This is a genomic window from Lachnoclostridium phocaeense (assembly GCF_959599685.1).
Classification (GTDB): Bacteria; Bacillota; Clostridia; order Lachnospirales; family Lachnospiraceae; genus Claveliimonas; species Claveliimonas monacensis.
In genome coordinates this window covers 117,438-130,388 of the sequence record NZ_CAUGIN010000005.1, presented here as the reverse complement: position 1 = coordinate 130,388, position 12,951 = coordinate 117,438, and the positions used below count along the sequence as shown (strand labels likewise).

12 protein-coding genes are annotated in these 12,951 nt (G+C 50.0%); 10 read left to right on the top strand and 2 right to left on the bottom strand.

Annotated elements, in window-relative coordinates; all coding sequences use genetic code 11:
- The first annotated feature begins 14 nt into the window (after positions 1-14).
- On the top strand, positions 15-1,103 hold the full coding sequence (locus Q5911_RS03860; RefSeq protein WP_303181124.1) for a GntR family transcriptional regulator: 1,089 nt from the start codon (positions 15-17) through the stop codon (positions 1,101-1,103).
- Between the two features lie 158 nt (positions 1,104-1,261).
- Entirely contained in the window at positions 1,262-2,863 is a 1,602-nt protein-coding gene (locus tag Q5911_RS03855) for a xylulokinase (RefSeq protein WP_303181123.1), read from the top strand.
- Positions 2,864-2,944: 81 nt separating this feature from the next.
- Here Q5911_RS03855 and Q5911_RS03850 read toward each other — a convergent pair whose 3' ends face one another.
- On the bottom strand, positions 2,945-3,730 hold the full coding sequence (locus Q5911_RS03850; RefSeq protein ID WP_303181121.1) for an HAD family hydrolase: 786 nt from the start codon (positions 3,728-3,730) through the stop codon (positions 2,945-2,947).
- A gap of 261 nt (positions 3,731-3,991) precedes the next feature.
- Here Q5911_RS03850 and tig point away from each other — a divergent pair, with 261 nt between their 5' ends.
- The 4 genes from tig to Q5911_RS03830 all read left to right on the top strand — a co-directional run bounded on the left by tig (position 3,992) and on the right by Q5911_RS03830 (position 8,244).
- Positions 3,992-5,035 carry a trigger factor gene (gene tig / locus Q5911_RS03845; protein ID WP_303181119.1) on the top strand — a complete coding sequence of 348 codons (1,044 nt, stop codon included), beginning with the start codon at positions 3,992-3,994 and terminating at the stop codon, positions 5,033-5,035.
- Positions 5,036-5,204: 169 nt separating this feature from the next.
- Positions 5,205-5,384 carry a hypothetical protein gene (locus Q5911_RS03840; RefSeq protein ID WP_303181118.1) on the top strand — a complete coding sequence of 60 codons (180 nt, stop codon included), beginning with the start codon at positions 5,205-5,207 and terminating at the stop codon, positions 5,382-5,384.
- A 224-nt stretch (positions 5,385-5,608) separates the two neighbouring features.
- Positions 5,609-7,117, top strand: a complete 1,509-nt coding sequence (locus tag Q5911_RS03835) for an FGGY-family carbohydrate kinase (protein ID WP_303181117.1) — start codon at positions 5,609-5,611, stop codon at positions 7,115-7,117.
- A gap of 38 nt (positions 7,118-7,155) precedes the next feature.
- Positions 7,156-8,244 (top strand): alcohol dehydrogenase catalytic domain-containing protein, encoded by a 1,089-nt coding sequence (locus Q5911_RS03830; protein ID WP_303181115.1) that lies wholly within the window; start codon positions 7,156-7,158, stop codon positions 8,242-8,244.
- A gap of 142 nt (positions 8,245-8,386) precedes the next feature.
- Here Q5911_RS03830 and Q5911_RS03825 read toward each other — a convergent pair whose 3' ends face one another.
- Complete coding sequence (locus Q5911_RS03825) at positions 8,387-9,274, bottom strand: LysR family transcriptional regulator (protein WP_303181113.1); 888 nt, start codon at positions 9,272-9,274, stop codon at positions 8,387-8,389.
- A gap of 207 nt (positions 9,275-9,481) precedes the next feature.
- Between Q5911_RS03825 and Q5911_RS03820 the strand changes: the two genes are divergently transcribed.
- The 4 genes from Q5911_RS03820 to Q5911_RS03805 all read left to right on the top strand — a co-directional run bounded on the left by Q5911_RS03820 (position 9,482) and on the right by Q5911_RS03805 (position 12,938).
- Positions 9,482-10,513 carry an ABC transporter substrate-binding protein gene (locus tag Q5911_RS03820; protein WP_303181112.1) on the top strand — a complete coding sequence of 344 codons (1,032 nt, stop codon included), beginning with the start codon at positions 9,482-9,484 and terminating at the stop codon, positions 10,511-10,513.
- Positions 10,514-10,586: 73 nt separating this feature from the next.
- Positions 10,587-11,372: an ABC transporter permease gene (locus Q5911_RS03815; RefSeq protein WP_303181110.1), complete on the top strand. Its 786-nt coding sequence runs from the start codon at positions 10,587-10,589 to the stop codon at positions 11,370-11,372.
- Position 11,373: 1 nt separating this feature from the next.
- Positions 11,374-12,174: an ABC transporter permease gene (locus Q5911_RS03810; RefSeq protein ID WP_303181108.1), complete on the top strand. Its 801-nt coding sequence runs from the start codon at positions 11,374-11,376 to the stop codon at positions 12,172-12,174.
- Entirely contained in the window at positions 12,174-12,938 is a 765-nt protein-coding gene (locus tag Q5911_RS03805) for an ABC transporter ATP-binding protein (RefSeq protein ID WP_334307014.1), read from the top strand. Before Q5911_RS03810 ends, Q5911_RS03805 begins: the two co-directional genes overlap by 1 nt.
- Positions 12,939-12,951 lie beyond the last annotated feature (13 nt).

The following is a 12,951-nucleotide window of genomic DNA, read 5'->3' as shown; positions in this document are numbered from 1 at the left end:
CGGGACAGGAGAGTATGGAGCAAAAGCCAAAATATATAGAAATCTGTGACTGGATCAAGCAGCAGATAGACAGGCGGGAGCTGAGTCCCGGAGAGAAGATATATTCTGAAAATGAACTGATGCAGATATTTTCCGTCAGCCGTCAGACGGTAAGGCACGCTATTTCCTGCCTGGAATTTGACCACCTGGTGATCCGGAAGAGGGGGAGCGGAACCTATATCAGCGGACCCAGGAGCTACGGTGACCGGAGTGTCCACAGCAGGCAGATCGCTATCGTGACAACCTATATTGACGAGTATATCTTTCCTAAGATCATCAAGTCCATAGAGAAGGCGGTTTTTGAGGAGGATTATTCCATGCAGGTCGCCTCCACCCACAACTCTGTTGAGATGGAGAGGAAGATCCTCTCCAAGCTGGTGGGGGAGAACATGGTGAGCGGGCTGATCATCGAGCCCACAAGGAGCGCTCTGCCGAACCCCAATATACATTTGTACAGGGATCTGATCAGTCAGGATATACCTATCGTTCTTCTGAACTCCTACTATCCGGATCTGAAGGTGCCACATGTCTCCATGAATGATAAGCAGGCCGGCAGGCAGGCGACAAAATTCCTGATCGAAAAGGGGCACAGAAGGATCGGAGCTATTTTTAAGGCGGACGATGGGCAGGGACATCGCAGATACCTGGGATATATCGAAGCCCTGATGGAAGCCGGGATCGAAATTGAGGAAGAAAATGTACTCTGGATCACTACTGGCGATGTGGAGCAGATGAAGGACGAAAGAAACCGGTATCTCAGGCGTATGAGAGAGGTGACTGCCTGTCTGTGCTACAACGATACAGTGGCCGGAGAGCTGATGAGCATATGTCTGGAAAGCGGCATCCGTGTCCCGGAGGAGCTGTCCATTATGGGGATCGACGATGCGGACATGTCAAAGGATCTTCCTGTTCCTCTCACCACTGTGCACAATCCTCTTCAGAGGCTGGGGAAGCTCAGCGCCGAGGTTGTGATGAAGATGATCGCGCAGGGGGATGTGGAGGAGGCCTATGAGCTGAAGGTGTCCGTGGTGGAGCGCAGCTCTGTGAGAGCGTATATGGAGTGACAGATCGAGCTGATACATCTCCGGGATGGCCACATTCCGGAGATTTCTGTTTTTTGGTCCTATGAGAGAAAACAGAGGACAGGCAGTGTTGACAGAAAAGTGAGCCTGTCCATATAATGATTGTAATGAGAGAAATACAATAAAAGGAGGATAACAAAATGAGTGCGGATGCTGTAAAGCAGACAATTGAAGCTGGAAAAGCGATTGCGGGGATTGAACTGGGCTCGACCAGGATCAAGACCGTGCTGATCGATGAAGATCATGTGCCGATAGCGTCAGGAAGCTATGACTGGGAAAATAAGCTGGACGGCCATATATGGACCTACTCCCTGGAGGATATCTGGAAGGGACTTCAGGGCAGCTACCAGGATATGGTCCGCGATGTAAAGGAAAAGTATGGCGCGGAGGTGAAAAAGCTGGCTGCCATCGGTTTCAGCGCCATGATGCACGGATATATGGCCTTTGACAGCCAGGACCAGCTTCTGGTGCCCTTCCGGACCTGGAGAAATACCATCACCGGACAGGCGGCAGACGAGCTGACAAAGCTGTTTCAGTACAATATTCCCCAGCGCTGGAGCATTGCTCATCTGTACCAGGCTATTCTGAACGGAGAGGAGGATGTAAAGGATGTGGCTTACTTTACGACGCTGTCGGGCTACATCCACTGGCAGCTTACCGGACAGAGGGTACTGGGTATCGGAGATGCTTCAGGCATGTTTCCCATCAATATCCAGGATAAGGATTTTGACAGCGGAATGATCGAAAAGTTCGATGAGCTTGTAAAGGATAAGGGCTATCCCTGGAAGCTGCGCCAGATCATGCCCCAGGTGCTGACAGCGGGAGAGGACGCCGGCACACTGACAGAGGAGGGGGCTAAGCGGCTGGATCCTTCAGGAGCGCTGGAGGCCGGCATTCCTGTGTGCCCGCCTGAAGGAGACGCGGGAACAGGTATGGCAGCTACCAACAGTGTGGCTGTGCGGACAGGAAATGTTTCTGCGGGAACCTCCGTGTTTGCCATGATCGTGCTGGAGAAGGAGCTCTCAAAGGTACACACGGAGATTGATATGGTCACCACCCCCAGCGGCAGCCTTGTGGCCATGGCGCATGCCAACAACTGTACGTCCGATCTGAACGCCTGGGTATCGATCTTCCGGGAGTTCTCGGAGGCCATGGGCATGAAGGTGGATATGAACCAGCTCTTCGGCACGCTGTACAACAAGGCCCTGGAGGGAGATCCGGACTGCGGCGGCCTTCTCTCCTACGGCTACTACTCCGGCGAGAACATCATCCCTGTGGACGAGGGACGTCCTGTCTTTGTCCGCACGCCGGAGAGCAGATTCAACCTGGCCAACTTCATGCGCGCGCATCTCTATGCTGCGCTGGGAGCTCTGAAAATTGGCATGGATATCCTTGTGAAGGAGGAGAAGATCCAGATTGACAAGATCCTGGGACATGGCGGCCTTTTCAAGACGCCGGGTGTGGGTCAGAGGATCATGGCAGCAGCCATGCAGGCGCCTGTGTCTGTCATGGAGACGGCAGGAGAGGGAGGCGCCTGGGGCATTGCCCTGCTGGCTGCCTACGAGGTGCTTCGGGAAGAGGATGAAACCCTGGAGTCCTATCTGGCTGACAAGGTATTTGCAGGCAACGAGGGTGTGAGGATGGAGCCGGACGCTGGCGATGTGGCGGGCTTTGAAACATTTATCGAGAGATTTAAGAACGGACTTTCCATTGAGCAGGAGGCCATCAGGAAGATGAGGTAAACTGCAGGGAAGAGGACCTGGAGAGAATTTTCCCCCGGCAGAACGGAAGGGTCTGCCGGGGGAAATTATTGTCTGTGGACATCAGATCCCCACGGAGGAGATGATGTCATCCAGCACCTCGGGCACGGAGTCTGTCACATAGGTGGAGTAGAAGGAGATGCCCGGCGCCGCGTTTGACATGGCGTAGCTTGTCCCGGCAAGCTGCAGCATCTCAACGTCGTTGTACTGGTCTCCGAAGGCCACGCAGTCCTCCGGGGCGATGTGGAGGTGGTCCAGGAGCGTCTGGAGAGCATTTCCCTTGCTGGAGCCCGGGGCAATGAAATCCACCCAGATATTTCCCGAGGTCACCACCTTGATCTCGTGTGAAAAAAGCTCCTGAAAATAGGCGAGACAGTCCTTTGTCCCGTCAAAGTTGCAGACAGCGATCTTGAGGAAGGGTTCCTGGATCTCACTTATGCTGTCGACAAATCTCATGTCGTTTTTTACTACATGCACCATATGATCCCGGAAGGCTTCATTCCGGGAATCGCTGTAGCACACCTCCTCGCCTGAGATGATGCACTCGCATCCGCTGCAGCGGTGAATGGCGTTTACAATGCGGTTTCCCAGCTCCCTGGGGATCAGTCCTCTTGAGAGGGTTTTTCCTTCATGGATACACAGAGAACCGTTCTCGGCTATATAGGAAATGTCATCCTGGACAGGGGCGAAGAGACGCCGCAGATTCGGGTACTGACGCCCGCTGGCAGCCACAAAGCGGATGCCGTTCTCTGCGAGCGCGCGGATCTGGTCAAAGATTACAGGGTCCAGTTCCTGGGCCCCGTTCTGCAGCAGCGTGCCGTCCAGGTCACTGGCGATCAATTTGATCATAGGTTATGCTCCTTTGCTTTTGTGTCGGATTATATTGACTGGTACCTGATAAGATCAGTGTGGAACAGCTGTGAGACCGCTCCGCAGGTTATTATAGTATAATCCCGGAAAATAGGAAAGAGAAAATATTTGCCGGCTGTGTGGGGGATATTACAGGAAACGAAGGGGCGGGGGTGCATTTTTCAGAAAAAAGAGGTATAATAGGCGTATATTTGAGAAAAGAGACCGGCCGGTGCCGGTCGGAAACGGAGTGCGGAAGGTATGAAGAGAAAGTATGCTATGGCGGCGCTGCTTCTGGCTGCCGCGACAGGGCTTACGTCCTGCTCGGGGGGAAGCGCGTCCAATGATTACATCAAAATTTCAAAATATAAGGGAGTCGAGGTTCCGGCGGTGGAGGGCCTGCCGGATATTACGGATGAGTCTGTGGAGAACAATATCCAGACCGTGCTGGAAGGCTTTGCCGAGATCACAGAGGTGACAGACCGCCCGGCCCAGGAGGGTGATATCGCCGTCCTGGACTACACGGCCTCGGCAGATGGTCAGGAGATTGAAAACGGAGGAAACAGCGAGTATGAGCTGGAGCTGGGATCCAATACTTTCTTTGCGGAATTTGAGGAGGCTGTTGTTGGCCACAGTATCGGCGACACCTTTGAACTCCAGCATTCATTTGATGCCAGCTATACTAATCAGAATTATGCGGGAAGGGATGTGACCTTTCGCATTACTCTCACGGGGATCAAGGAGAAGGAGCTGCCTGATCTGACGGATGAATTTGTGCAGACCATCTCCCAGGAGTCTGAGACAGTGGACGAGTACAGGGAGGAAATCCGAAGGCTTCTGGAAAAAAATAATGAGGAGTATATCCAGTCTGAGCTCCAGGACACGGTGTGGCAGGAGGTCCTTGACAACACCGAGGTGATTGAGTACCCAAAGGACAGACTGGAGGAAGAAAAGCAGCATTTTTACGATTACTATCAGGCGGGGGCGGACTACTATGACATGGAGTTCGCAGATTTTCTCGAAGGCATGGAGGTGACCGAGGAGGAGTTCGAGGAACAGGTCACCGAGGCAGCCAGGTCCAATCTGAAAGAAGACCTGACGGCAGAGCTCATTGCGGAGAAAGAGAATATCAGCATGACAGATGAGGAGTACGAGAAAGCCAAGGAAGACCTGGCGGAGGAGATGTCCTATACTGATGTGGAGCAGATGGAGGAGGAAGTGGATGAGAAAAACATCAAAAGCTATATCCTCAGAGATCAGGTGAAGGCATGGACCGCTGAAAATTGCATTCAGGTGAAGGAATAGAAGGTCATTTTTTGGTGAAAACCACGAGATTGATAAAAAAGTAACAATAAAATCCCCTGTTTTTGCGGAAAAATTGGCGCTTTTCATTATTTACCTTTGTGAGTCAAGGTGTTATCATACTATCAGAAACAAGATAAACAAAAAATTAACAATCTATGAGGTGGTAAGTATGATGACAATATTAGCAACAATTGCGGCGCTCGCTTTCGTGGCAGCAGGATGCTTTATTATTTTAAGAGACTTATACAATATTGTTGAGGCGCTGGCATCTGGAATCCAGAGAAGCTACAGGGCAGAGACAGGTAAGCAGGGCAGCGTGCAGCTGAAGAACGCATATGCGGCAAGATAAATAAGCGGTCTGGATGTAACGGCGGACAGAAGCCTTTAAAGCCTTCGGAAGAGACAAATTTTCCGAAGGCTTTTTTGTATTTTCCGGAAAAAATTCCCGGCAAAAAAGCAGCTACAAAAGTCAGGAAAGAAGAAAAATGTCATTGCCTTATCTGACTGAAAATTATATAATAAGACCTAGAACGGAGTAATTGAATATACAATTTAATGAGGAGGTGTTTCCGCATGGGACAATATGTAATGGGGCTGGATAACGGTGGGACTTCCACAAAGGCCGCTATCTTTGACCTGCAGGGGAGGGAGATCGCGACAGCGGGGAAGCAGACCAGCATGATCACTCCGAAATCCGGGTACACAGAGAGAGATATGGAAGAGCTCTGGCTGGCCAACTGCGACTGCATTAAAAGAGCCCTGGAAAAAGCAGGGATAGACGGGAAGGATGTCCTGGGTATCGCTGTGTGCGGACACGGCAAGGGGCTGTATCCCTGGGGAAAGGACGGGAAGCCGGCCTATAACGGCATTATTTCCACAGACAGCCGGGCCTGGAAATATCCGGAGAAGTGGCACGAGAGCGGTGTGTACGACGAGGTCCACGACCGGCTGTGCCAGGAATTCATGGCCTGTCAGCAGGTTTCCCTTCTGGCATGGCTCAAGGATCATGAGAGGGCGGTGTACGACAATATCCGGTACGCCTTTTCCGTGAAGGACTATGTACGCTTCCGGCTGACAGGAGAGGCGTACAGTGAGGCGACCGATATTTCCGGCTCGGGCCTTATGAATGTAAGAGACGCGAGCTTTGACAGGGATATCCTGGAGAAGCTGGGGATAGGAGAGGCATATGACATGCTGCCTCCGCTGCGCTACTCCTATGATCTGTGCGGTACTATCTCGGAGGAGGCGGCGAAGCTGACAGGACTTCCGGCCGGTACCCCGGTGGCGGGCGGGATGTTCGACATTGACGCCTGTGCCGTGGCGGTGGACATCACTTCTCCCGAGAAAATGTGTACCATTGCAGGTACATGGAGCATCAACGAATACATAGCAGAGAAGCCGGTTATGGACGGGAGCATTGCCATGAACTCGCTGTTCGCCATGCCGGGCTATTACCTGGTGGAGGAGTGCAGCGCCACTTCCTCGGGAAATCTGGAGTGGTTCCTTGAGAACTGCATGGACCATGAGCCCATACCGGAGGGGGAAAATATCTACAGCGTTGTAAATGAAAAGGTAGCCTCTGTGAAGCCGGAGGAGTGCGACGTGTATTTCCTTCCCTTCCTCTACGGATCCAACGCCCATCCCCTTGGGAAGGGAGCCTTTGTGGGGCTGACGACCTACCACAATAAGGCGCACATGCTGCGGGCTGTCTACGAGGGAGTGGTATTTTCCCACAAGACCCACATAGAGAGGCTTCTGTCCTCCAGAAAGTCCCCCGAGGCGATCCGGATGGCAGGAGGCGCCTGCAATTCAGAGGTGTGGGTGCAGATGTTTGCGGACGTCCTCGGATTTCCGATAGAGACTGTGGACGCAAAGGAGCTGGGAGCTCTCGGGTGCGGCATGGCGGCGGCCATCGCAGCCGGCGTGTACAGGGATTACAGGGATGCGGCGGAGCATATGGTGCACGTGTCCGGAAGAGTGGAGCCAAATCCGGAAATGCGTGAGATCTATGAGAAAAAGTATCAGAAATACAGAGCTGTCAGCAGAGCGCTTGATACTGTCTGGGGACAGTTCGAGGTATAAAGAAATATAAAAAGTAAAAGAGAAAGGTGGAAAGAATTATGGCACACAGAGGAAGTACTCCGAAAACAATGAAGGCACTGGTAGCGTACGCGAAGGATGATTACCGCTTTGAACCGGAATATCCCGCTCCGGTGTGCGGCCCGGACGATATCATCATCAAGACCGAGGCCTGCGGCATCTGTGCCGGCGATCTGAAGTGCAATCACGGCGCGGCCATGTTCTGGGGAGACGACGTGCAGCCAGCATGGGTAAAGCCGCCCTTTATCCCGGGCCACGAGTTTTTCGGGAGAGTTGTGGAGATCGGAGAGAATGTAGAAGGCTATGAGCTGGGGGACCGCATTATTGCAGACCAGATCGTTCCCTGTGGAAAATGCCGTTTCTGCAAGGATGGGCACTACTGGATGTGCCAGCCCCACGACATGCTGGGCTTCCAGTCTTACAACAACGGCGGAATGGCCGAGTATGTGAGATACCCCAAAAACTGCGTGATCAGCCGCGTGCCCGAGGACATGACCATCGAACAGGCCCTCCTCGTTGAGCCCTACGGCTGCTCCAAACATGCCGTGGACCGCGGAAGCATCACGAACGAAGACGTGGTTGTCATCTCCGGAGCTGGAACACTGGGACTTGGGATGATCACCTACGCCAGAATGAAAAATCCGAAGCTCCTGATCGTGCTGGATATGAAGGACGAGCGTCTGGCAAAGGCGAAGGAGTTCGGGGCTGACCTGGTATTCAATCCGGGCAAATGCGACGTGGACAAGGAGATCAAGGCGCTGACAGAAGACTATGGCTGCGACGTCTATATTGAGGCTACGGGCCATCCATCCAGCGTGATCCAGGGACTGACCATCACCCGGAAGCTGGGCCGGTTTGTGGAGTTCAGCGTGTTCGGATCAGAGACGAGCGTTGACTGGTCCATCATCGGCGACCGGAAGGAGCTGGATATCCTGGGCTCCCACCTGAGCCCCTACGCATATCCCTTTGTGATCGAGAACATGATGAAGGGCAACCTGAAGACGGACGGAGTTGTGTCCAGCATGTTTAAGATCGAGGAGTGGGAGAAGGCGTTTGACTACGCTTCCGGAAAATACGGAGATTTCAAAGTGGCGTTTAAGTTTGACTAACAGAGAGTGTTATGGAGAATATGAAAGGGCTGCGCATTTTGTGCGCGGCCCTTTTTGTCGTACGGAAAATTCTGCTGTAATCCTGTTCTGGAAATATTTACCAGACTCAGGGGAAAAAGCCCATAGTATACTTATTACATGGCTAATTTGAATGAAAGTAGATAGAACTGCGGCAAAATTCTATGAATTCCTGCATCAGCGGGGTTAAAATCTTATCCTTATGGTAAAGGAGATTGACAAACCTGTTGACCTGAAAGCCCTGAACTTTGAGGACAACAATTTTTTTTGTGTCGAATGAAATCAGATGATTGGAGGGAATAAATGCGATTCCCAGATTTTGATTTACAGCGTTGATGAGTGCGGCAGCGTCCATGCTTTCCCAGAAAGGAGTGATGGTCATGTTATTGTTATAGAAAAATGAGTCTACAGCCTGGCGGGTGGGACTGTTTTTTTCCCGGAGGAGAAGATGTTCACCTGCAAGATCGGAGGCAGTCACCAATGGTCTGGAAGACAGAGGATGACTTTTATTGCAGATGGCGATGATCCTGTTGTACTGTAAGAGACTCTGTGTGAGGTTATGTGGGTGAGTGGTCCCTTCCATCATGGCAAAATCCAGTGAATTCTCCGTTACCATGGATTCAATGACAGAGGCATTGTTGACGGTAACATATATTTGAGAGTCTGGGTGGGTGGTGCAGAATTCACTGACCAATTGCGGCATATAAAAGCTTCCGATAGCTGTTCCGCATCCGACACGTATCGTTTTCTGGGTCTGGAATGTATTGAAATTTTTATCCATTTCATCATACAGATTTAAAATTCGGAGGGCATAGTCATAAACTGTCTTGCCGAACGGGGTTATGTAAAGTTTGCGTGACAATCTTTCAAATAGAGGAGCATCGTAATGCTGTTCCAGTTCTTTAATGGCAAGACTGATAGAAGGCTGGGCAATATACATTTTTTCGGCTGCCTTTGTAATAGAACCCTCCTGACATACTGTGACAAAGATTTTTAAATGTCGTAAAGTCATTTCCTCCTCCTTGAATATAATAAAAAAATTATGAACTTCATATTATTATACTATTTTACATTTATATAGGCAATTGATATAATCAAAATAAATAAAAAAAAGAAAACGCAATCGGAAAAACTGGTAAAAACGACCAAAAACAATGGGGGTGAATAAGATACGGTCGAAGTAATGTGTCACTGATGTTTGAAAAGATAGGAGGTTTTTATGAAAAAAGCGTTGTCGGTAATCTTGATTTTAGCAATGTGTGTGGCGCTTGTCGCAGGCTGTTCCGGTGGAAGTGAAGGAACATCAGGAGAAGGTGGGGAAAACGATCCTCTTGTAGTAGCGGTGCAGTCCTATTACTGCAGCTTTCCGGTGGGGCTCATGCTTGAAGAAAAGATGGCGGACGAATTCGACTGCCCGTTTGAAATTGAAGTGTTCAGCAGTGGTGCTACGATTAACGAGGCTATGGGTGAGTGGGATGTGGCAGTTACAGGAGGTGCCTTTGTCTACGCACTTGCTAATTACGACTGCAAGCTGATCGCTCATCAGTTGGATGGAACGGGAAATAACGATATCATGGCGAGAAAAGATAATCCCATACTGGATGTGCTGGACGATAAAGAAGCTATGGCGGAGATCGTAAAAGGATCAACAATTTTGACTAATATAGGCACTACCGGACATTATGCTCTGACGCTGTGGCTGAAGAATATGGGACTGGAAAGCTCTGACGTTAATCTGGTGAGCCAGGAGTTTGCCAATGTATACGCAAGCTGGATGGCGGGCGAAGGGGATTTTGCTGTCCTCTGTGCGCCATACTGTAACTATGATTGGGACGAACTGGGATCAGAGAAGATAGCCACATTAGAGTCGGAAGGCGGACATCTGTATGAGGCGACGGTCTGTACAGCAGATGCTTATGAAAATAGATATGATGACGTGGTGAAATTTGTGCAGATGCTATATACGGCCTGTGATGAACTGGCAGCCGATCCGCAGTTGACATTTGATACTGCGAAGCAGTGGTATACCGATTGGGGCAGAGAGATTTCTGACGAAGAGCTCCAGGCAGAGGTGGATGCCAAACCGGTATTTACATCTGACTATGCAAAACAGATTGACCTGACGGAATTTGCTGTGTCATATGCGGAATATTTTGCTGACCAGGGTCTTATTGAAAAGGACAGAGTTGAGACAGTGAAAGAGAACTGTGCAAACGATCTTCTGGAAGATGCACTCGCCTCCTTTAACTGATCAAAGCTGAATGGTGTAAAGGGGGTCCGCAGACGGCCGGACGCCCTTTGCTGTTTAAAGAGGAGGGAAAAATGTGAATACTTTCAAGAAAAACAGAATTAAGATGACTATTATATCCGTGATTTCGGTGTTTGCCTTCCTGGGAGTTTGGTATCTGGCTACTGCTGTATTGGAACTGGTCCCCGCACATTCGCTACCGGATCCTGTTACTGTATTTAGGACATTTATCACAAAGATGACGTCTACTGTTCCTGAAGGAGCTACCCTTCCGCAGCATGTGTGGGAGAGCTTTAAAATAGCTATGATGGGATATTTTCTCGGTGTTATCATAGGGGTGCCGCTTGGAATAGCTATGGGATGGTTCAAGTGGGTTGATAAGCTCGTGAGGCCAATTTTTGATTTTTTAAAGCCGATACCTCCAATTGCTCTTATCCCGGTCATGATCGTTATTTTCGGGATAGGACTAAAGTCAAAAGCCTGTATTATTTTCTTTTCAACAGTTATTCCTTGTGTAGTTAATTCTTATTCGGGGATCAAGCAGACAAACCAGATCCATTTATGGGTATCGCAGACATTCGGAGCAACCCGGTCTCAGCAGCTTTTCACTGTGGCGCTTCCCTCTGCCCTTCCAATGATCTTTGCCGGGCTGAGAGTGGCTATGGGGGTATCGTGGATGGCGCTTGTCGCAGCGGAGCTGATGGGTGCTACCAGAGGCGTAGGCTATATGATCGCAACAGCGAGAAATCTGCTCCGATCGGATATCATTATCGTGGGTCTGGTGACACTGGGAATTATAGGAATATGTATTTCTCTGATCTTTGACTTCCTGGAGAAAAAATTTGTGCGGGGAGGAATGTGATATGGCCAAGAAAGGAAAAGGGAAGCTTCTGGAAAAAGGTCAGAATATCCTGCTGTCAGTTGCGGGCTTCCTTATCATCATACTTCTGTGGTATGCAGCTGTTTTGTGGACAGAGGTCGGTAAACTGATCCCCACGCCTCTGGAGGTGCTGCAAAGGTTTTTCTATACCTGCTCACATACAATTGGCCGGGAATATACATTGCTGATGCACCTTTTGGTGAGTCTGCAGAGAGTCATGATAGGCTTTGGACTTTCCATCGTGGCGGGAATCCTGATCGGAATAGGAATGGGAAGATTTAAATATGCGGAGGCTGTCATCCGTCCCCTGTTTGAATTGATCCGCCCGATTCCTGGCGTGGCCTGGATCCCGCTGTCTATTGTCTGGTTTGGTGTGGGAGAGACGGCTAAGATCTTTATCATTTTTATGGGCGGATTTGTTAATATCGTGGTGAATACATACGCAGGCGCTAAGCGGGTGGATGAAAACATATTAAATGTAGCATATATGCTGGGGGCTAACAGTATACAGGCGTTCTTCAAGGTTGTTATTCCCTCCTGCGTGCCTTATATCTTTTCAGGACTGCAGGTAGGATTGTCTACCTGCTGGATGGCTGTTCTGGCGGCAGAGATGGTGGCGGCTACAGAAGGTGTGGGCTGGATTATTACAGCCGGACAGGAGGCAGGAGATATGACGCAGATATTTGTGGGGATCATAGCGATCGCCCTGACAGGTCTGATACTTGCGGTGATCATGCGTGTTATGGAACGTGTTTTATGCAGATGGAGGGTGAGAGGATCATGATGGAAGAAAAAAGGACTCCCATAATCGAATGCAGGCATGTTACAAAAGTTTTCTATAACCAGGAGGGAGATCACCTTGTGGTGGATGATCTGAACTTTGAAGTTTACGAGAATGAGTTTGTCGTCCTCTTTGGGCCGGGGCAGTGTGGAAAGACAACCGTTTTAAATCTGATAACAGGTCTGGAAAAAGCTACTGAGGGGGAAATTATCGTCAATGGGGAAAAAGTGGACGGGCCGTCTCCGAAGCGAGGAATGGTATACCAGACAACGAATCTGTTTATGTGGTATAACGTAATGAAAAACGTGGAGTTTGGACCGAAGGTAAGAGGAGTGCCTAAGGAGGAGAGGAGAAAGAAAGCGCAGTACTATATTGATCTGGTGGGCCTGAATGGGTTTGAAAACCATTTTCCTATTAAATTATCAGGCGGTATGCAGCAGAGAGTGGGAATTGCGCGGGCTTACTGTAATGAGCCGGAGATCATTTGCATGGATGAGCCATTTGGGCATCTGGACGCACAGACCAGATACCTTATGGAGGAAGAGGTTGAGAGGATCAGCAGCAAGGAAAAAAGGACAGTAGTCTTTGTGACAAACAATGCAGAAGAGGCAATCTATCTTGCGGACAGGATCATACTGCTGCACAACTGTCCCACATCAGTGCACAAGGAATATATCGTGGACTTTCCACGGCCAAGAGACTATGTGGCGCCAGAATTTCTTGCCCTTCGTGAACAGATAACAAAAGATATGGACCGAACACTGTAAAGGGGGAGAGGGC

Coding starts and splice junctions, on each gene's coding strand:
- Q5911_RS03825 (WP_303181113.1), bottom strand. CDS start 9,274: ATGACTTTACGACATTTAAAAATCTTTGTCACAGTATGTCAGGAGGGT.
- Q5911_RS03835 (WP_303181117.1), top strand. CDS start 5,609: ATGGGACAATATGTAATGGGGCTGGATAACGGTGGGACTTCCACAAAG.
- tig (WP_303181119.1), top strand. CDS start 3,992: ATGAAGAGAAAGTATGCTATGGCGGCGCTGCTTCTGGCTGCCGCGACA.
- Q5911_RS03830 (WP_303181115.1), top strand. CDS start 7,156: ATGGCACACAGAGGAAGTACTCCGAAAACAATGAAGGCACTGGTAGCG.
- Q5911_RS03850 (WP_303181121.1), bottom strand. CDS start 3,730: ATGATCAAATTGATCGCCAGTGACCTGGACGGCACGCTGCTGCAGAAC.
- Q5911_RS03860 (WP_303181124.1), top strand. CDS start 15: ATGGAGCAAAAGCCAAAATATATAGAAATCTGTGACTGGATCAAGCAG.
- Q5911_RS03810 (WP_303181108.1), top strand. CDS start 11,374: ATGGCCAAGAAAGGAAAAGGGAAGCTTCTGGAAAAAGGTCAGAATATC.
- Q5911_RS03840 (WP_303181118.1), top strand. CDS start 5,205: ATGATGACAATATTAGCAACAATTGCGGCGCTCGCTTTCGTGGCAGCA.
- Q5911_RS03820 (WP_303181112.1), top strand. CDS start 9,482: ATGAAAAAAGCGTTGTCGGTAATCTTGATTTTAGCAATGTGTGTGGCG.
- Q5911_RS03855 (WP_303181123.1), top strand. CDS start 1,262: ATGAGTGCGGATGCTGTAAAGCAGACAATTGAAGCTGGAAAAGCGATT.
- Q5911_RS03805 (WP_334307014.1), top strand. CDS start 12,174: ATGGAAGAAAAAAGGACTCCCATAATCGAATGCAGGCATGTTACAAAA.